Below are 19534 nucleotides of genomic sequence, written 5' to 3'. Positions count from 1 at the left end.
GGTCAGGTCTCCCTCGGCCGGAACCGGTCCACCAACGGCGGCAGGACCGGGTACTCGGCGAAGTGGCGCAGCGACATGACCGCGGTCTCCTCCAGGGGCAGCCGATGCCGCCAGCGGGTGGCCAGACACACGTCGACGGCCTGGTCCACCTCGCGCCAACGCTCGGCCTCGGCCGGTCCGGGAAGCCGATGGCCGACCAGGGCGACGGAGAAGGCGTCCAGGAACGACCGGACCCGCTCGTGGTCGGCGCGCGCCACCCCGGCGTCGGGACGCAGGGACAGGTCCGCGGCGCGGGCGCCCCGGTCCACCAGGTACAACTCGGGGCGCAGGTGGACGCTGCCCATCCCCAACGACTTGCCCATCCCTACCTTGTGCGCGTGCTCGGGGTCGGTCGGGTCGCCGCCGTCCACCGTGTTGTCCAGCAGCAGCGCCCGCATCAGCGCGCCGAGTTCGGCGTCGGTGAGGTTGGTGAAGGTGACGCGGGAGCGCAGCACCAGTCCTTCGCGCAGCGGCACGATGTCGCGTTGGGTCTCGCGCGGTGGTGGAGCGGTCCCATCGATGGGCACCACCTCCACGTCGAGTTCCTCCTGGGCGCGTTCGTCGTAGGGGTGCGGACCGCCGGTGGACCGGTGTCGATGCAGGTAGACCTTGTATCCGCCCAGACGCACGTCCCCCTCGTGCGACCAGGTGACGACGTCGGGCCGGTCCCCCGAGGCGGCGTCGGGGCCCTGCACCAGGTAGTTGGCGAAGCAGCCCCGTTGCGGGGACAACAGCCGCACCCGAAGCGCGGTCAGGTCGGCGTCCGCGTCGGTGTCCTCGGCGACGGCGTTGCCGAACTCGATCCGGCCCTTGAGCGCCCCGGACTCCCCCGCGAACACGTCGGTGTCGCCGAACATCGCGCGGCACACGTCCACGGTGCGCCCGGCCCGGTCCGAACGACGGGGCTCGCCGTGTTGGGGGCCCAGCACGGGCGCCGGGACGGCCCGGCGTACGGGGTCCTCGTCGCCCACGGCGATGCGGTAGCCGCCCGAACGCCCGAAGGAGACCACCCGACCGGACGCGTCCACGTCGAACCACACCGGTTCCAGGCTCTGCCGGGGCAACCCACCGCCCGGGGTCCCCGCCACCGGTGGCCGGGCCGGGTCTCCACCGCCCGCGGAGAGGGTGTCGGGGAAGGCGGCCCGTTGGTAGCCGGTGATCTGCTCGGCCGACTCGAACAGGTCCACCAGGGGTTCCGGGACGGGGTGGCGGCCCCCGCGCAGGTCCGGTGGACGGGGGAAGAGGTAGGCGTTGCGCCGTTCCCCCGCCGCCGCGCCGGTCAGTACCAGCAGCGCACGGATCACCCCGCCCCCGGCCGCACCCGCCGCCGGGTGGGCGCGGGCGGCCCTATCGGTGGGGGCCACGGCGACCACGCTCCGCCCATGGTGGACCGCGTGCACCCAGCGATACTGCAACCGGCCGTGCTGTTCGTGGGCGGTGGGCACATAGCCCGCGCCGCGTGGCGGGTCGGGGAACTTCTCCACCTCGAAGTCCCAGGTGGCCAGGCTCTCGCGCAACACGTCGAAGGACATCTTGAGGGCCCGCCCGCCCGAGGGTTCCGGCGCGGTCGCCGGAAGCTCCACGACGTACCAGCGTTCGTCCTCCGGCGATCGGTACATGAACCCTTGGGCGGTGCGCAGCCCGGCGCGGCGTTCTCGGTAGTGGGCGTGTTGGCGGGCCATCACGTGGCGGGCCCGGGTGGACAGCGAACTGTCGGTGTTGTCGGGGTCGATGCGTACCGGGGCGCGGAAGAACAACATGGGGGTGTTGACCGGGCCGGTCTCGCCGCCGGTGAGCATGCGCACGATGTTGCGGACCAGGCCGCGCAGGGTCGTGCCGGGCACGGTCGGCAGCGCGCGCTCACCAAAGGGGAGTCGGAGCGAGCGGGCCACCCCGCCGCCGCGCCGGGTCTGTCCGACGAACGTGGGGGTCAGCGTGGTCAGTGTCAGGTCGATCCAGCCGGTGTGCGTGCCCGGGACGGTGCGGTCGTGCGACCGCAGGAGCACGTCGGTGTCGAGACCGAGGTGCAGGGTCGTGGCGGGTACCGGTTCGTCGGCCAGACGGACCAGCCCGTAGGGCGCCGTGGCCCGGTGCCCCGGCTCTTGTCCGCCCTTGGCCAGCCGGGACGCGAGGTCTCGGGGATCCACCATCAGAGTTCCTCGACCCGGTCCCCGGTGCCCACCTCGAACTCGGGACCGGTGGGTTTGGTCCCGGCGCACATCCCGGTGAGCCGGTGGAAGGCCACCCCCACCGCCCCGGTGGCGGGGTCGGCGGCCCAGTACTCGCGGACGGTCAACCAGGTCCCGGTGCTCTCCAGGGCGCTACGGCCCGGCTCCGACAAGGGGCGCAGTCGGCCGGAGAAGTCGGTCCAGGGCACGGGCAGGACCGCTTCGGTGCCCGAGGGTTCTCGGGTGACCGTCATCGGTACCTCCCCCTCCAGGACGCTCCGGTGTTCGGCGCCGACCCACCCCTGGAGCAGGAAGGAACGATCACGGGGGCGCAGCCACTCGGGGAGGTCCCCGACCGCGTCCCTGGCGATCCATCCGGACCGGGCGCCCTCGCCCAGGCGGATCTGGGCGTGCGCGGTGAAGACCAGGACCTCCAGGATCCGCCATCGGTCGGCGGCGTCACCGTCGGAGCGCCGCCAGCGCTCCCGGGGGCAGGCACCGGTGACCCGCCCGTCGCCGAACTCGGCCAGGAGCCATTGGGGGCCCGGTGGGGAACCGTCCAGGGCCCGATCCAGCTCGCGACAGCGCACACCGTGGTCGAACACGTCGACCAGGACGGCGTCGATCCGTTCGGGGCCGAGTCGTTCGACGTCGACCCCGACCGGGTCGGGTGGTTCGTGGGCATGGACGTTCACGGGGATCCCTCCTCGCCGAGTCGGGTGTGCAGGGCGCGCAGCCGGCCGCGGACGATCTCGCCCTCGGGGCCTTCGGGTTCGTCGAGCGCCGCCATCAGGTCCACGGTGTCCGGCCCTTCCCTCGACCGGCCGTGGGTGACCAGGTGGGCGTGGGTGACGGTGAGCCGGCCGTTGCCCCCGCCCGCTCCCGCGCCCAGGGTGTCGAGGGGGACGGTGGACAGTTCCCGGACCACCAGGGCGAGCAGTCCGAGCACGGAATCGTCGGGTTCGGACACGTCCAGGACGACCTCGGCCCTGCCGCCACAGTGCACGTCGGTGGTGAACAGACGGCCGTCCACGGCGTCGCCGAACAGCGAGTCCACCGTCATGCGCGTGGTGGTCAGCGGCGCCCCACCGATGAGGGTGGGGGTGGCGCGCAGACGGATCCGGGAGGGCCGGGGCGCGCCCTGTTCGGTGGGGTCGGCACCCCACCAGTGACCGTGCCATTGTCGCCACCGGTCCGCCGGCGCGCCCAGGTGTTCGGCGGCGTCCCGGGCCAGGCGACCGCCGATCCGTTTGAACAGGGCGAACAAGGCCGTGTCGCCGAGCACCGGCGCCCGGTGCACCTTCCCCTCGTCGGTGACCGTGGGCCGCCACCGGTGGGCGCGGTCGACCTCGGCGAGCCGCTCTGCCTCGGGCACGTCACCGATCATGAGCAGCCCCGGGCGCAACGGTCCGGGTGCGAGGGGGTCGGTGCGTTCGGCCACGCGCAGTTCCAGACGCAGTTCGGCCCTGTGTCGCGGGTCGGGACGGGCCGATCGGGCGCCCACGTGCGCCGCGACCGCCTCGCGGCCGTTCTCGCGCAGCCTGGTGTCGAGGAGTTCGGGCAGATCGCGCGGGGGGTCGGTGAGGGCCTCGGCGCCTTGGCCCGCCCGTTCGTCCCACGTGCGCGCGTGGAAGTCGAACCACCCGCCCGGGTCGGTGAGGTCGTGCCTGCGGGCCGCCCAGTGGGTGGCGCGGACCGGGCCGTACCCGCGCCCGGTGCGGCCACCGATCCGGATACCGGGCCCCTCCCCCCTCAGACCCCGGGTGGCCAGGACCAACAGGGTGAGCAGGCGCGCTTCGACGGCGGGATCGGGAACCCACAGGCGCAGGTGGCAGGTGAACTCGGTGCCCGCGGGCAGGACCTCCCACTGCCACATGCGCCCCGGGTGCACGGTGCCGGTGGTCGGGTCGACACGGGTGCCCACCCGTACGGACACGGAGGTGTCGTCGGGCAGGACGGCGTGGGCGTCGTCGAGGTCCAGGGCACTGGGCACGGGGGCCGCCTCTCCCGCCCCGAAGCCCGAGCTACCGTCGTCGATGCCGAACAGCGAGGTCACGGCCGTCCGATCGGTTCGGGCCAGCAGCTCGTGACGGAGCAGTCCGGCCAGAGTGGTGGCGCGCAGCCGAGGCAGGCCGCTGTACGGGGCGCGGTCCAGGGGCAGGTCCACGTCGCTCTCGGCGGCGTGCCGGGGGGTGGCCCGGGCCGCGCCCACGTGGGCGTCACCGAGCAGGAGCAGGCGGGTGGTGAACTCCCACACCAGACGGTTCACCGTGTCCCACCTCCGTCCGGGGCCGTGCGCAGCACCCGTGCCGCCTCCGCCATCCAGGAGGAGACCAGCAGCAGGCAGAGCCGCGGCGCGGCCTGGCGTTCCCAGGCCTCGGCCCGGGGTGAGAGCCCACTGTCCCGCGCCAGGTCGGGCAGGCCGTCGGGGCGAGCCAGGTCCACGGCGGCCAGCGCGCGGGGGTAGGCCGAGTCCGGCGCGTCGCCGGGGCGGTGGGACCGCCACCACGACACGGCTCTCTCACCTGCGGCCAGCTCGCTCAGCCAACGGTGGACGGTGATCCGTCCACCCCGACCCGAGCCCCTCAGGCGGGCCCTTTCCAGGGCGCGCACCGCACGTTCGCGCAGTACCTTGTGCGCCCCCTGCCCGGGATCCCCGGTCAGGGTGGTGTGCAGGACGGTCAGCGCCTCGTCGGGGGTGCGGTGCGGGTGGGCGACCACTTCGCGCAGCCGACCCAGCAGGCTGGGGGTGAGCGGGGCGAGGGTGGCCGCGGAGGCGCGGGCCAGATCGCGGGCGTGGTCGCGGACCGGCTGCGCGGCGGCGTTCCACAGCAACGCGTCGTACAGGACGGCCAGTTGCGGGTCGGCCGCCGGGTCCGGCACTCCGGGTTCGGGCAGGGCCCTGCCGTCGGTCAGGGTCACGGTCCCCGGTCGGCGGGCGGGTATCGGTGTCGAGGGCGGCACGAGCGGTTCGGGGGCGCGCGGAGGGTCCAGGAGAACGAACTGGCCGTACCCGTCCACCGCCCGTTCTCCCAGCGGGTGCGCCTCCAGGTCGCGGACCTGGGCGGTGCTCAGTTCCGTGATCGGTCGCAGTCGCACCACCGAACCCGCGGCGGCCGCCCGGCGCTCGGTCATCGGCCCCCGGTAGCCGCGGTGGTAGGCGCCCACGAGCACGGGTTCGACGTGCGCGGCCACCACCTCGGGCCGAAGACCCGGCAGACGCCGCTCCCAGAGTTCGCGCACGGCCGGTACCAAGGCGTGCGGGCGGTGCTGCCCTTGGGCGCCCACCACCATCGCGGGCGAGAGCAACAGCAGGTCGACCTCCTGCCCGGCGTCCCTGGAGCGATCCGCTCGGGGCCACGCCACCCGGTCCGGGGACAGGGGGCGCTCGGGGTCCACCGGTCCCACCTCCACCCCGCCGTGCGCGCGGGTGCCCCCCGCGCCCAGGGTGAGCGCTCCGCGAGCCGACTCCAGTACCCGCAGGATCCGTTCGGCCAGCGCGCGTAGGAACGCGTGGTCGGGCCCGCTCAGCCGCCACCTGGCCTCGAAGACCTGGCCGGGGTCCAGGCTCGTGGTGAAGAACGGCCGCCCCGGTCCGGTCTCCGCGGTCCGTGGTCGACCCAGGTAGCGCTCGGCGGTGGTGCGTACGGTCGCGCGCAGCGACCGGTCCGGGGTGAGGGGGTCGCGCACGGTCTTGTAGGGCAGGCTCGGGTCGTCGGTGCCCCCGGCGAAGGAGTCCACCAGGGTGTCGCCGTCCTTGCCCGGGGTGTACAGGTACGCGGGAGGCGGGTGGGCGACCACCTGCACCCCGGGACGCGCGTGCTGTTCGAGTCGCGGGTGGGCGGGCGAGAAGTGCACGTGTTCGCCGCGCGCCACCCACGCGGTGAGTTCCTCGTGCAGACCGGCGCGGGCCAGCGCGGCGGCGAGCATGCCCCGTTGGGCCCGCCCGCTCAGCACCGGGTCGGTGCGCAACGGGTCGAAGGAGGTGCGCACGGTGACCGAGTCGGTGAGGACGTACCGCAGCGGCAGGTAGGCCACGACCGTGTGGCTCATGGCCCAGGCCCCTCTCCACGGCCCGGCGCCCCGGCCAGCCGCAGGGTGGTGGCGTGCGGATCGGGGTCGCCCGGCGTGGACAGTCGCACGTCGACCCGGCCGCGCCCCCGGGTGGCCTTGAGTCCGATCTGGTCGGTGGCCAGGCACGCCATGGCCAAACAGCGCCACTCGTCCGTTCCCGCGGGCATGGACCAGGTCAGGGCGGAGACCAGGGTCAGTCCCGGGAGCAGGACCCGGTTGGTGCGCAGCCGCCCCGCCTCGGGGGCGCCGTCGGGGCCGATCTCCACCCCCGACTCCAGGGTGGTGTAGGCACCGGTGACGGCGCGCCGCAGGGTGGAGCGCAAGGGTTCGGCGCGGCCCGCCAGGGCGTGGGCGACCGCTGCGCGCACGGGGTCGCCGGTGACCGCGTGGCCCACTCTCAGGATTCGATCCCGACCGTTCGAGCGCCCCTTGCCGAAGACCCGGTCCACCACCTCATCCAACTCGGGGGCGACGGTGAGCGCGTCCAGCGCCCCTTGCCGAAGCCGCGCCGCCAACCGGTGTCGAGGCAGGTGCGGCAGGCCGTGCCCGTCGGTGACCACATCGGTGTCGGCACCCGTGCCGTCGGCGCTGGCACCGACGAACAGGGCCGGGGAGACCAGCCGCACCACGATCCGATCCGGTGTGCTCACAAGCGCCCACCCTCCGGCTCCAGGTACAGGTCCATCACGTCGACGGCGTCCAACAGCTCACCGGTGCTCCATCCCCGGGGCAGGACGACGGGACTTCCGGTCACTCGGGCCCGACGGGCCAGTTCGGGGGCGGGATCGACCCCCGACTCCAACAGGGGGACCAGGGAGGACACCAGCCAGCCGCGTCCGCGGGTGTCGCCGTCCACGAGCGGGCCGCCATCGCCGTCGCCTCCGCCGAGGTAACGATCGAGGAAGCGGGTGAAGTCGGCGCCGCTCATCGGCCGGGCGGTGCGCGGCGGGGTGGCCTCCTGTGCGGCCTCCATCCGGCGCAGGACCCGTTCGACCCCGTCGAAGCGGGTCGTCCAGGCGACGGTGTGGTCCTCCGCGGCCACTGGATCGTGTTCGGCGCGGGCCACTCGATGCGCCTTGGCCACCCGGCACATCGCCTCGCACAGGTCATAGCCCAAGGACAGGGGCGCGCCCACCGGCTGCATCGCGACACCGACACCGATCGTGGGCACGAAGGTGGTGTGCCCGCCGCCCGGCACCCGACGGCCACCGGTGCCGTAGGCGGCGGCCAGGTCCCGGTGCAGGGCCACCCTCGGGTCGTCGGCGTCCTGGATCAGTTCGGGGTCGGTGTCCAACCAGTCCAGGGCGTAGCGCACCAGGGCCAGGGCCAGGCGGGCGTCGCACAGGACCGTGAGGTCGTCGCCGGCGACCACGATCGGTCGTACCGGCAACCGCACCGGGCCCCCGGGTTCGTGGTCGAGGGTGATGGGACCGCCCGTCCCCGTTCCCGGAACGTGCGGCGCCTCCCCCGGGGCGGCGTGGACCATCGCGGTCACCGCCCGCACCATCGCCCGGGCCAACCCCTTGGTGAGCCCCGCGATGCGGGTGGACAACCCCCGCTGGGCGAGGGCACCGGATCCGGGCCGATCGGGGTCGCCCACCAGTTCCCGGTACTCGCCCAGGATCGCGCCCAGCCCGTTGACGTCCAGGTGCATCACGGCGACCCGGCTCACCCCTCCGTGGTCGCGGCCGAGCCGGTCCACCTCCATGGGCAGCGCCAACTCCGGGGAGCCGGTGGCGGTGACCGCGTCCGCCAGCCAGGCGTCGCCGTGCGCCCGGTGCCAACGGCGACCGATGCCGCGAGCCCTGGCCACGTCGGCGGACACCCGTTCGTGCGCCCGGGTGTGGTCCGAACGGCTGCTGTCCACCGACTCCGCCGGGGCCCCGCTCACCGAGCACACCGCGGTGATCCCGTACCCGTGCGCGGGGGCGTGCAGAGCCGACATGTGGCGGCGGGCCAGGCGCAGGCGTACCGGCAGCGCGGCCAGGGCGGAGTCCAGGTCGGGCTCGGGCGTCCCCGGCCCGTAGGGCACGAACGCCACGACCGGGGTGAGCTCCCCGGCGCGGTCACGGAGCCTTCTCGTGTAGCGGGAGGTGAAGGTACGGGCGGTGTCCACGTCCGGCAGCACCACGGTGAGGGCGCCCCCGGCGTCGCGCAGGGTCAGGCAATCCTCGGGTACCAGGTCGGCCACCCCGTGACGGGCGTCGGAGGTGTCGGTGAGTTCGGCGACCAGCGCGGCCCGCCCGACCGCGTCCAGGATCCGGCGCCCGCTGTAGACGTAGGCCTGAATGCCCCGCAGGTCCACACCGACCAGGACCCCGCGGGCGGGGGGATCGGCCGGTGGCTCGCGGTGGGCGGGGGCAGGGGGCACCGTGGCGGACTCCTTATACGTGGATGTCACGACGTCGACGCGTCCTTCGGGGATTCCTCTCGGACGGCGACGCCGACCTCACCACGGATACCAGGAGTCACACCGCGGCGTCACCCCGCCGGCCCCATCCGGTCACCGGTGATCGACGCACTGTCCGAGAGACGTCCTTGGAGGACGCGTCGATGCCCCACCGTCTCCGCCCGGCGCACATGCACCTCCCCACCTTCGAGAAAGGCCGCCGATGCCGAGCCCGCACCCACACGAACCACTCGGACTGTCCGAACGGGAACGTCCCTCCGCGACCAAGCTCTCCGGTCCCCTCCTGACCCCGCAGAACCTGGTTCCGCACTTGCGCGATCTGGCCCGCACCCTGCGGGCACAAGGGGCCGAGCACGCTCCGGCCCCACACACACGGCGGACTTGAGGGGTGCGAAAGGGTCGGCTCCCACCCCGTCCACCGGGTGGGAGCCGACCACTGGGCACCGGCCCCCGCCCTCCGTCCTCGGGCGGGAACCGGCGGTTCGGGGGTCAATCGAACAGGGCGCCGCCGAACTCCTCGGCTTCGGCCACCGCGTGGGCTCGGGTGCCTCCCACGTGACGCGGCCGGGCACGACGGACCGGGTGCGTGCCGTGGCCGTCCCGAGGGGCCGGGACCTCCACGGCGGGGCGGCCGCCGGTGACGCCGTCGACCCGGATGGCGCCGAACCCCTGGGCGGTGTACTTGCCGACCCCGGTGAGTTCGATCAGTTCCAACAGGGTGGCCAAGGTGTCGACGGAACGACGTGCGCCGGCCGCGGAGTCCAGGCGCAGCCCGCCCAGCCAACCCAGCACGTTGCGCTTCTCGGCGTGGTGGTGCTCGGTCAGGCGCACCTCCTCCCCGGGCAGCGGGGAGCGGCGCAACTGTGACAGGTCGAGCAGGGCGCGTTCCAGCCAGGGAGCGGCCAGGGCGGATGGGGCGAAGCGGGCCACCGCGCCCACCGCGCCGCTGCCGCCGACGATCCCACCGCCGGAACGGTGGACCGCGCCGAAGAGCCGCCGGGGATTGGGCCAGATGTGCGGGACGCGTTCGCCGGTGGTGTCGCGGGTGGTGGTCACCACGGGCGTCATGGCGCGGATCTCGGCCGCACGGGCCGGGAAGCGACCGTATCCCTCGGTGAGCATCTCGGCGTAGGTGCGGTCGAAGGTGCGGGTGACCGACAGCGGCTCCAGCAGGTGGTCGCCGATGCGTTGGGGGACACCGACCAGTTCGGCCGGGTCCAGGGGCGCGGGATCCTCGTCGTCCAACCAGGTGAGGGTCCAGTGGTGCAGACGGTTCCCCAAGGGCAGGGGCCAACCGTTCATCGCCCAACGCTTGGCCACGGTGTGTTCACGGTCGGACTGGGGCCACCAGTGGTTGAGCAACCCGTGGCAGTCCTCCGGACGGATCGGACGCGCCGCGTCGGCTCGGTCCTTGAGGATCACGGTCCACCGTCTGGGCACCGCCCCCACCCCTTTCCTCATGTGCTCGGCTCACCGGGAACTCCTCTCGGACAGTGCCCGGCCCACTTGTCGACCATCACCTCGGCAGACCACAATGAGCGGGCCCGTACCGATCCACCAGCCGAAGCGGAGGGGACATGCCACGCCTGGGCCACACCCTGGACCTGGACGCGTTGAGGCGCGAGGACGTCGCCGGTTCGATCGCCGGGGCGCATCGGGTGTTGCGCGAGGCCCGGTTCGACGCCGAAGGGCACCTGTTGGTCCCCGACGAAGCCGAACGGGAGCGACTGGAGCGGCGCGCCGAGGAACTCGGGGTGGTCCACAGGAACGAGGACACCGATGCCGCGCCGGACATGGAGCACTCGCTACGGCTGCTCTCCGGCGAGCACCTGGTCCCCGGCGCCCACTACCTGCTCAGTGTCCTGGACGAGAGGGGCGAGCCGGACTTCTCCGAGGAGGTCGAGGGGTGGATGGGCACCGACCTGACCATCACCTCCTGGGACCCGGAGGGCCGGTGCGCGGTCGACTTCGCCATGCGCGAGGACCCCGCGGTCACCGGTTTCGAGGACTCGGTGACGAGCGGCACCGTGGTGCACGACCGGGCCGCCCAAGCCCTGTCCGTCCACGCCCGGATGAGGTTCCCCGCGCCGATGAGCATGGTCGGCGAGAACTCCTCCCTGCTCCGGGTGGAAGTGGACGTCCACGTCGACCTGCCCGGCTGGTACGCGGCGCTTTCGGGCGTCGAGGGGGCGGCGGCCCCCGTCCGGTTCGAGGTCGGCCATCCGTTCGTGCGCGCCGTCGGTGAGGCGCTGCCCTCCCCCGCCCCGGACGGGCGATGGTCGGTGGCCGGTTCCCTGGATGTGCGCGGCCGCGGCCCGGCCCGACCGCTGGTGGCGGTCGCGGCCTGGGCGATGCTGCGGTCGATGCGCCGCTCCGAGGAGATGTCGGTGGAGCGGTGGGTGGCCGAGGTGGAACGGTCCTGGGCGGACACGGCCCGGGGCCTGCCCGCCCTACCGGGGCTGTTGGACGAGGTCGCCGAGGCGATGGCCGTCAGTCACGTTCGGCGCCCCACCCGGTGAGGGAGCGCACCCGCAGTTCGGTGAAGCGGGCGCTGTTGCGTTCGGAGGAGAGCAGGCTGCCGATGACGGCGCAGGCGAACCCGATGGGAACTGCGACCAGCGCCGGGTTCTCCAGGGGGAAGTACTGGATGTCGATCCAGGCCGGCAGCATCGACAGGTTCTCACCGGTGACCGGGTCGGTCTTGCCCGACATCACCGGGGAGAACAGCATCAGCAGCAGGGTGGCCGACAGCCCGCCGTAGATGCCCCACTCCACGCCATTGGTGTTGAAGCGGCGCCAGAACATGGTCAGGACGATGACGGGCAGGTTGGCCGCGGCGGCGATCGCGAAGGCCAACCCCACGAGGAACGCGACGTTCTGTTCCTGGGCCTGAACGGCCAGGGCTATGGACAGCGCACCGATCAGACAGGCCGAGAAGCGGGCCACGCTCACCTCCTGGGACTCGCGCGGTCGCCCCCACATGAGGATGTGGCCGAACAGGTCGTGCGCGATGGAGGACGAGGAGGCCAGGGTGAGGCTGGCGATGACCGCGAGGATGGTGGCCAGGGCGACCGCGGAGATGAGCGCGAGCAGCACGGCCGCGCCCACCGGACCGGCGGTGAGCCGGCCCAGTTCCTCGGCGAGCATCGGCACCGCGGAGTTGCCCGAGGGGTCCAGGGCCATGATGCGTTCCGAACCCACCAGGGCGGCGGCGCCGAACCCCAAGGCCAGGGTCATCAGGTAGAACACGCCGACCATCACGATGGTGCGGTTGACCGAGGCGCGCGCCGAGCGGCCGTCGGGCACCGTGTAGAAGCGGATGAGGATGTGCGGCAGCGCGACGGTGCCCAGGACCAGGGCCAACCCCAGGCTGATCAGGTCGATCTTGTTGAAGAAGGTCCGCGCGGACTCACCGGGCACCTCCACCCCGAAGCCGAGCCCGGGTTCGAGGAAGGCCTGCCCGTGACCGCTGGCGTCGGCCGCGCCGGAGAGCAGGGCGCGCGGGTCGAAGGAGAACACGGCCAGCACCATGACGGTGAGCAGGCCGGTGGCCGTCAGCAACACGACCGCCTTGATGATCTGCAACCAGGTGGCGGCCTTCATTCCGCCGTACATGACGTAGATGATCATCAGCACGCCCACCAGGACGATCGCGCCTGTGCGGGTCTGGCCGGCGCTCATCCCGAGGAAGGTTCCGCCGTCGTGCAAACCGAGCAGGACCGCGACCAGGGCTCCGGCGCCGACCATCTGGGCCACCAGGTAGAACACGCACACCGTGACGGTGGAGATGGTGCAGGCCAGGCGAACGCGCATCCTGCGCATGCGGAAGGCGGGCAGGTCGGCCATGGTGAAGCGCCCGGTGTTGCGCATCAGCTGGGCCATGGGCAGGACCAGCAGCCAGGCGACCAGGAAGCCGATGGAGTACAGGAAGCCGTCGTAGCCCTGCAACGAGATCATCCCGGCGATGCCCAGGAAGGACGCCGCCGACAGGTAGTCGCCGGTGAGGGCGAGTCCGTTCTGGGTGCTGGAGAAGCCGCGACCGCCGGCGTAGAAGTCGACGGCGCCCTTGGTGGTGCTGCGGGCCCGAATGGTGATGGCCAGGGTGGTGAGGACGAACACGGCGCACAGGCCGATGGTCCAGGCGTGGGCGAGGTCGAGTGGGCCCATCAGTCCATCACCCGTCCGTCGATCCGGTCCTCATCCCGTGCGCGGTCGCGGATCTCCTCGGCCAGCGGGTCGATCGCGCGGGCGGAGATTCGGCTGAACGCCCAGGCCAGGACGAAGGTGAGCAAGAACTGTCCGATTCCCAGGAGAAGGGCGACATTGATCGAATCGAAGATCTGCACGCGCATGAAATCGCGCGCGTAGGCCGAAAGGAACAGATAGGCCATGTAACCACCGAGGAAGGTGGTCACCAGGAGTGTGAATTGCAGGGCGAATCGTCGCCGTAGTTTCACGAAACGCGGATCGACGGAGACGCGTTCACAGGTGTGCGCCGCGTCGGCCTCGGCTCGGGCGCGGGCCCTCGCGGACCTGCCCCCGGGCCGGTCACCCCCGCCATCGGACTCCGCACGCCCTCTGGACGTGCCTTCCATGTACTCGACCACGACTCGTCCCCCAACGATCTCTGCGCGGTTTTTCGGGCGCCGTTCCCCCACGGCGTGTCCCCTTCTGGAACGGTTCGGCCGCCGCTGCGTAGATCCGCGCGATTCGCCGTACACCGTTCCGATCGGGCATCACCCTAACGAGCGGTGGACCGCCGTGTTCCCCAAATGCACAAATCGGTTGACACGAATGGCGCGAGGCTGATCACGGCCCGGAGGGCACCACGGGGAGAAGCAGGTCACACAGGACGCGCGGACCTCCGCTCGGCGCGGAGACCCCTCCGTCTTCGCTAGGCTTCGGGGCGACCCCGAACCCATGACGGCGAACCGGATCAATCCCGGTCTCGTCGTTCGTACATGTGTATGATTAAGGGGTCCACACTGTTCATGCGAAACCGAAGGGAAATCCCCGCCGTGGTCACCGAGGTCTTCACGCGCAAGTACTGCGATCCCCACGCCGTTCGCGAGGAGAAGGTCGAGGCGACTGAGGTCATCCAGTTCGCCTGGGAAGGCGCCGTCCGCGAGGTCGACGCCTGCGAGGAGTGCTTCAAGGAGCACGAGACCCGCTTCGAGCCGCTGGTCGACTACTCCCGTCCGGTGAAGAAGCGTCGCGCCAAGAAGGCCGCCCCGACTTCGGACGACAAGCCCGAGGCCGAGGGCGCCGACACCGACGACGAGTAGCACGCCACACCCCGCAGCGTAACGGGGGCCGACCGACACCGCTTCGGTGTCCGCCGGCCCCCGTCCGCGTTCAGGGACGTCCCGCGATGAGCGCGCCGTCCTTCCACACCGCCGCCACCTGGGGCACACCCGGACGGTAGGCCAGGTACAGGTGGTTGGGCGCCTCCAACAGGGTGAGGTCGGCGCGGGCGCCGGGGGACAGATGCCCGACGTCCGTGCGGCGCAGGGCCATCGCCCCGCCCTTGGTCGCCGCCCACACCGCCTCGTCCGGGGTCATCCCCATGTCCCGGACCGCCACCGCGACGCAGAACGCCAGACTCGACGTGAAGCACGAACCCGGGTTGCAGTCGCTGGCCAGCGCCACCAGGGCTCCGGCGTCGAGCAGCTCCCGGGCGTTCGGATAGGGCTGGCGGGTGGAGAAGTCCACCCCGGGCAACAGGGTCGCCACGGTGGCTTCGGGGCGACGGGCGGCCTCGGCCAGCGCGTCCACGTCCTCGGCGCTCAGATAGGTGCAGTGGTCGACCGAGGCGGCGCCCAGTTCCACCGCCAGGCGCACCCCCGGCCCCTCCCCCAGCTGGTTGCCGTGCACCCGGGGCAGCAGACCCCGTTCCATCCCGGCCGAGAGCACCCGGCGGGAGGCCGCCTCGTCGAAGGCCCCCCGTTCACAGAACACGTCCACCCAACGGGCGTGTGGGGCGCAGGCGTCCAGCATGGGGCCGGTGACCAGGTCGACGTAGCCCTCCGGATCGTCGGCGTACTCGGGGGCGACCACGTGCGCGCCCAGGAAGGTGACCTCGTCGGTGACGCGACCGGCCACCTCCAGGCAGCGACGTTCGTCCTCGACGGTCAGCCCGTACCCGGACTTGACCTCCAGGGTGGTGGTGCCCTGGGTAGCGGCCTCACGGACCAGACGACGGGCGCCGGCCAGGAGTTCGGAGTCGGAGGCGGCCCGGGTGGCGGCGACCGTGGTGCGGATGCCGCCCGCCGAGTACGGGGTGCCGCTCATCCGGGCGGCGAACTCACGGCTGCGGTCCCCGGCGAAGACGACATGGGAGTGGCTGTCCACGAACCCGGGGATGACACAGCGACCATCGGCGTCGATTCGCACGTCGGCGGCCGGGGCCGAGGCGCTCGGGCCGGCCCAGACGACGCGTTCGCCCTCGATGACCAGGGCGGCGTCGCGGATCTCGCCGAGCGGCCCCTTGCCCAGGGCGGGATCGTTGGTGACCAGGGTGGCCATGCCGTCGACCAGGACGGTGCCGGGGACGTCGGTGCTCACAGAAGCTCCTTGATCGCGGAGTCGAGTTCGCGGGCGGTGTCGCCCAGTCGGGTGTGGACGCCGTCGCGAACGGTCCAGGCGCCGTCCACCATCACGTGGCGCACGTCGGCCGCGGTGGCCGCGAAGACCACGGCGTCGGCGGCCCGGTCCGGGTCGGTCCCGGCCAGGCGCACCCCGTCCAGGGCGACGTTGACCAGGTCGGCCCGGGCCCCGGGGGCCAGTGTGCCCGCGTCGTCCCAACCCAGACCGGTGTGCCCGTCGATGGTGGCGGCGCGCAACAACGCCCCGGCGTCCAGGGTTCCGCGCCGATGGGTGCGCAGACGTTCGTGCAGTTCCACGGACCGCGCCTCCTCGAACAGGTCCGTTCGGGCGTGCTGGTCGCTGCCCAGGCTCAGCGGGACCGGGTCCGGTCCGGCGACGAGGTCGCCGGTGCGCGGCAACCCGTCGGCGAGGTCGCGCTCGGTGGTGGGGCACAGGCACACCGCCGAACCGTGCGCCCGGACGGTGGCGACGTCCTCGTCGGTCAGGTGGGTGGCGTGCACCAGGGTCGTGCGCTCGGTGAGCGCACCGGCCTCCGCCAGCAGCCGAGTGGGCGTGAGCCCGTACGCGGCCAGGCACGCGGTGTTCTCGGCGGGCTGTTCGGAGACATGGACGTGCAGGGGCCGTCCCCCGCCTGTGGCGAAGCGCGCCACCTCGGCCAGGTCCGACGACGCGACGGCCCGCACCGAATGGGCGGCCACCCCCACCCGCGCGTGGTCCCCTTCGGGGGCGAGGTCGGCCACGCGTTCGCCCCAGGCCCGCACGGTGCCGTCACCGAAGCGCAGTTGGGGGCCCACGAGCGGTAGGTGCCGACCGTCCTCCCCCAACCCCCCGGCCAGGTAGCACACGTCGAGCAGGGTAATCCGCACCCCGGCCTCGGCGGCGGCCGCGACCAGGGCGTGCCCCATGGCGTTGGGGTCGGCGTAGCGACGGCCTCCGGGCCCGTGGTGCAGGTAGTGGAACTCGCCCACGCACACCACCCCGGCCAGGGCCATCTCGGCGAAGGTCGCCCGGGCCAGTCGGTGGTAGGAATCGGGGTCCAGACGTTCGGCCGCCCGGTACATCACCTCACGCCAGGTCCAGAAGGATCCACCGTCGGAGTGGGTGCGTCCGCGCAGCGCGCGGTGGAAGGCGTGCGAATGGGCGTTGGCCAGACCCGGCAGGGTGAGCCCGCTCAGGTGTTCGGCGTCGACGGGACGTTCGACACCGGAGGTCACCGAGGTCAACCGACCGGCGTCGACCGTCAGGAGCACCCCGGGCTCGGGGTCACGGCCGCCGAGCCACGCCCGCTCGCACCACAGGCGTCGTGGGCTCACGCGGGCCTCCCCGGTTCGGCCAGCAGGTCGGCGAGGACGTCGGCCAAGGCCGTGACCCCGGCGTGGCAGTCCTTCGGGTCGGCCCACTCCATGGGCGAGTGGGACACCCCGGTGGGGTTGCGCACGTACATCATGGCGGTCGGCACGTGCGCGGACAGCACACCGGCGTCGTGCCCGGCACCGGTGGGCAGGATCGGCACCGGCCCCGCCGACTCGGGGACCCGGTCGGACACCGTGGCGGCCAGGCGATCGCGCAGGGCGTGGGAGAACTCCACCAGGGGCGTGGCGGACTCCGCGGCCACGGCCAAGACGACCCCGTGGTCGTGTGCCGCGCGGAGGGCGGCCTCGCGCACCTCCTCCACCACCGCGGACAGAGTGGGCTGGTCGGCCGCCCGCGCGTCCAACCAGGCACTGACCAACGAGGGGATGGCGTTGGTGCCGTTGGGGGTGACGTGGGTCTTGGCGACGGTGGCGCGCGCGTCATGGCTTCGGGCCGACGCCCGCGCGGCCAGGATCGTGTGGGCCAGGGGCAACATGGGATCGGACCGGTCGTCCAGGCGGGTGGTGCCCGCGTGGTCGGCGCGGCCGGTGAAGTCCATGCGCCACCGCCCATGCGGCCAGATCGAACCGGCCACCCCCACCGGATGGGCGGTGTCGGCCAGGGCACGCCCCTGTTCCACGTGGAGTTCCACGAAGACGTCGAACCCGCCGATGAGGTCGGGGTCCGGCCCGATCCCGTCCGGGTCCAGCCCGGCCGCGGCCATGGCGGCGGCCCAGGTGGTACCGGAGGCGTCGGTCAAGGCACGGACCCGGCCCGGGTCGATCTCCCCGGTGGCCAGGCGGCTGCCCAGACAGGGCACCCCGAACCGGCCGCCCTCCTCCTCCACGAACACACCGATCGCCAGCGGCCGGCTCGGTGTGAAACCACGTGAACGCAACTCGTCGACGGCGGCCAGGGCGGTGACCACCCCGAGTGGACCATCGAAGGCGCCGCCGTCGGGCACCGAGTCCAGATGGGAACCGGTGGCCACGGCGCCCGGGCCGGGCGCGCCCCACCAGGCCCACAGGTTGCCGTTGCGGTCGGTGCGCACGTCGAGGCCACGGGCGACGGCCGCCTCGGTGAACCAGGCGCGGGCGTCGGTGTCGGCGCCCGCCCAGGTGTACCGGTGGTAGCCACCGCCGTCGGCGGAACGTCCGACGGGGGCCAGTTCGGCCCAGAGTCGGTCGAAGCTCACTCGCCCTCCTTCATCGGCACGCGGATGCCGTGGGTGTCGGCGACCCGCTCGGCCTCCTCATAACCGGCGTCGACATGGCGGACCACACCCATGGCGGGATCGTTGGTGAGCACGCGCTGGAGCTTGGCCGCGGCCAGATCGGTGCCGTCGGCGACACTGACCTGACCTGCGTGGATGGAGCGCCCCATACCCACGCCCCCACCGTGGTGGATGGACACCCAGGAGGCGCCGGAGGCGGTGTTGACCATGGCGTTGAGCAGCGGCCAGTCGGCGATGGCGTCCGAACCGTCCTTCATGCCCTCGGTCTCCCGGTAGGGCGAGGCCACCGAACCGGTGTCCAGGTGGTCGCGGCCGATGGCCAATGGCGCGGAGATCTCACCGGAGGCGACGAGTTCGTTGAAGCGCCGACCGGCGGCGGCCCGCTCACCCTGACCCAACCAGCAGATGCGCGCGGGCAACCCCTGGAAGGCGACCCTCTCCCCGGCCATCCGGATCCATCGGGCCAAGTGCTCGTTGTCGGGGAACAGGTCCAGGATCGCCTGGTCGGTGCGGGCGATGTCCGCGGGGTCACCCGACAGGGCGGCCCAGCGGAAGGGGCCCTTGCCCTCGCAGAACAGCGGTCGGATGTAGGCGGGCACGAAGCCGGGGAAGTCGAAGGCGCGGGAGAACCCGCCCTGGCGGGCCTCGTCGCGGATGGAGTTGCCGTAGTCGAACACCTCGGCGCCGGCGTCCATGAAACCGACCATCGCCGCCACGTGCGCGGCCATGGACTCACGGGCACGCGCGGTGAACTCCTCGGGCTTGTCCGCGGCCAGACGTTTCCAATCCTCGAAGGGCACGCCCGCCGGCAGGTAGGCGAGCGGGTCGTGCGCGGAGGTCTGGTCGGTGACGATGTCGATCGGGGCGCCGCGGAAGAGCAGTTCGGGGAAGACCTCGGCGGCGTTGCCCAGGACGCCGATGGACAACGGACGACGCTCCGCCCGTGCACGCTCGGCCAGGTCGAGGGCCTCGTCGAGGTTCTCGGCGCGCACGTCCAGGTAGCGGTGTCGGATCCGTCGGTCGATGCGGCTGCCGTCGCACTCGACCACGATCGCCACGCCGCCGTTCATGGTGACGGCCAACGGCTGGGCGCCGCCCATTCCACCGAGTCCGGCGGTGAGGGTGACGGTGCCCGCCAGTGTGCCGCCACCGTGCTCACTCGAACCCAACTTGGCGGCCACCGCGGCGAAGGTCTCGTAGGTGCCCTGCAGGATGCCCTGGGTACCGATGTAGATCCACGAACCGGCGGTCATCTGCCCGTACATGGTCAGCCCTTCGGCCTCCAGACGGCGGAATTCGGGCCAGTTCGCCCAGTCGCCCACCAGGTTGCTGTTGGCCAACAGCACGCGCGGCGCCCACTCGTGGGTGCGCATGATGCCGACCGGTCGCCCGGACTGCACCAGCAGGGTCTCGTCGCCCTCCAGGTCGCGCAGGGATGCGGTGATGCGGTCGAAGCTGCGCCAGTCGCGCGCGGCCCGACCGGTGCCGCCGTAGACCACGAGGTCCTCGGGGTGTTCGGCGACTTCGGGGTCGAGGTTGTTGTGGAACATGCGCAGGGCGGCCTCCTGCTGCCAGCCCTTGGCCGACAGGGTGGTTCCGCGGGCCGCGCGTACGGTGCGTGGCGTGCTCATGACGGGTCTCCTCAGACGG

The 19534-nt window shown here is 72.6% G+C and carries 15 protein-coding genes; 2 read left to right on the top strand and 13 right to left on the bottom strand.

Annotated elements, in window-relative coordinates:
- Positions 1 to 2: 2 nt before the first annotated feature.
- The 7 genes from ABZ717_RS16235 to cas6 all read right to left on the bottom strand — a co-directional run bounded on the left by ABZ717_RS16235 (position 3) and on the right by cas6 (position 10131).
- Positions 3 to 2189 (bottom strand): TIGR03986 family CRISPR-associated RAMP protein, encoded by a 2187-nt coding sequence (locus ABZ717_RS16235; RefSeq protein ID WP_358510619.1) that lies wholly within the window; start codon positions 2187 to 2189, stop codon positions 3 to 5.
- On the bottom strand, positions 2189 to 2902 hold the full coding sequence (locus ABZ717_RS16230; protein ID WP_358510616.1) for a hypothetical protein: 714 nt from the start codon (positions 2900 to 2902) through the stop codon (positions 2189 to 2191). The genes ABZ717_RS16235 and ABZ717_RS16230 overlap by 1 nt, the downstream gene beginning before the upstream one ends.
- Positions 2899 to 4476 carry an RAMP superfamily CRISPR-associated protein gene (locus ABZ717_RS16225; protein WP_358510613.1) on the bottom strand — a complete coding sequence of 526 codons (1578 nt, stop codon included), beginning with the start codon at positions 4474 to 4476 and terminating at the stop codon, positions 2899 to 2901. The genes ABZ717_RS16230 and ABZ717_RS16225 overlap by 4 nt, the downstream gene beginning before the upstream one ends.
- Positions 4473 to 6260: a type III-B CRISPR module-associated Cmr3 family protein gene (locus ABZ717_RS16220; RefSeq protein WP_358510610.1), complete on the bottom strand. Its 1788-nt coding sequence runs from the start codon at positions 6258 to 6260 to the stop codon at positions 4473 to 4475. Before ABZ717_RS16220 ends, ABZ717_RS16225 begins: the two co-directional genes overlap by 4 nt.
- The gene (locus ABZ717_RS16215) at positions 6257 to 6931 is read right to left on the bottom strand and encodes a hypothetical protein (RefSeq protein ID WP_358510607.1); all 675 of its coding nucleotides are present in this window, start codon (positions 6929 to 6931) and stop codon (positions 6257 to 6259) included. Before ABZ717_RS16215 ends, ABZ717_RS16220 begins: the two co-directional genes overlap by 4 nt.
- Positions 6928 to 8652: a hypothetical protein gene (locus tag ABZ717_RS16210; RefSeq protein ID WP_358510604.1), complete on the bottom strand. Its 1725-nt coding sequence runs from the start codon at positions 8650 to 8652 to the stop codon at positions 6928 to 6930. The genes ABZ717_RS16215 and ABZ717_RS16210 overlap by 4 nt, the downstream gene beginning before the upstream one ends.
- 528 nt (positions 8653 to 9180) lie before the next feature.
- Positions 9181 to 10131 (bottom strand): CRISPR system precrRNA processing endoribonuclease RAMP protein Cas6, encoded by a 951-nt coding sequence (cas6, locus tag ABZ717_RS16205; protein WP_358510602.1) that lies wholly within the window; start codon positions 10129 to 10131, stop codon positions 9181 to 9183.
- Positions 10132 to 10268: 137 nt separating this feature from the next.
- Here cas6 and ABZ717_RS16200 point away from each other — a divergent pair, with 137 nt between their 5' ends.
- Positions 10269 to 11210, top strand: coding sequence for a hypothetical protein (locus tag ABZ717_RS16200; RefSeq protein WP_358510599.1), 942 nt, complete (start codon positions 10269 to 10271; stop codon positions 11208 to 11210).
- Here ABZ717_RS16200 and ABZ717_RS16195 read toward each other — a convergent pair.
- The gene (locus tag ABZ717_RS16195; RefSeq protein ID WP_358510596.1) at positions 11182 to 12858 is read right to left on the bottom strand and encodes a cation acetate symporter; all 1677 of its coding nucleotides are present in this window, start codon (positions 12856 to 12858) and stop codon (positions 11182 to 11184) included. The two genes, ABZ717_RS16200 and ABZ717_RS16195, sit on opposite strands and share 29 nt — an antisense overlap.
- Complete coding sequence (locus tag ABZ717_RS16190) at positions 12858 to 13298, bottom strand: DUF485 domain-containing protein (RefSeq protein WP_358510593.1); 441 nt, start codon at positions 13296 to 13298, stop codon at positions 12858 to 12860. Before ABZ717_RS16190 ends, ABZ717_RS16195 begins: the two co-directional genes overlap by 1 nt.
- A 411-nt stretch (positions 13299 to 13709) precedes the next feature.
- Here ABZ717_RS16190 and ABZ717_RS16185 point away from each other — a divergent pair, with 411 nt between their 5' ends.
- Positions 13710 to 13976, top strand: coding sequence for a hypothetical protein (locus ABZ717_RS16185; RefSeq protein WP_358510661.1), 267 nt, complete (start codon positions 13710 to 13712; stop codon positions 13974 to 13976).
- Positions 13977 to 14046: 70 nt separating this feature from the next.
- On the opposite strand, the gene hutI is transcribed toward ABZ717_RS16185, so the two are convergent.
- From hutI to hutU, 4 genes are read right to left on the bottom strand one after another with little or no spacing between them, the layout of a single operon-like run.
- On the bottom strand, positions 14047 to 15216 hold the full coding sequence (gene hutI, locus ABZ717_RS16180; RefSeq protein WP_358510658.1) for an imidazolonepropionase: 1170 nt from the start codon (positions 15214 to 15216) through the stop codon (positions 14047 to 14049).
- Positions 15217 to 15251: 35 nt separating this feature from the next.
- The gene (locus ABZ717_RS16175) at positions 15252 to 16610 is read right to left on the bottom strand and encodes a formimidoylglutamate deiminase (RefSeq protein WP_358510590.1); all 1359 of its coding nucleotides are present in this window, start codon (positions 16608 to 16610) and stop codon (positions 15252 to 15254) included.
- Complete coding sequence (locus tag ABZ717_RS16170; protein WP_358510587.1) at positions 16607 to 17845, bottom strand: allantoate amidohydrolase; 1239 nt, start codon at positions 17843 to 17845, stop codon at positions 16607 to 16609. The genes ABZ717_RS16175 and ABZ717_RS16170 overlap by 4 nt, the downstream gene beginning before the upstream one ends.
- Positions 17842 to 19515, bottom strand: a complete 1674-nt coding sequence (hutU, locus tag ABZ717_RS16165) for a urocanate hydratase (RefSeq protein ID WP_358510584.1) — start codon at positions 19513 to 19515, stop codon at positions 17842 to 17844. The genes ABZ717_RS16170 and hutU overlap by 4 nt, the downstream gene beginning before the upstream one ends.
- Positions 19516 to 19534: the final 19 nt, after the last annotated feature.

The sequence above is a fragment of the Nocardiopsis sp. NPDC006832 genome (assembly GCF_040635885.1).
GTDB lineage: Bacteria > Actinomycetota > Actinomycetes > Streptosporangiales > Streptosporangiaceae > Nocardiopsis.
The sequence above is the reverse complement of the archived record's forward strand: the minus strand, read 5'-3'. Positions and strand labels throughout refer to the sequence as shown.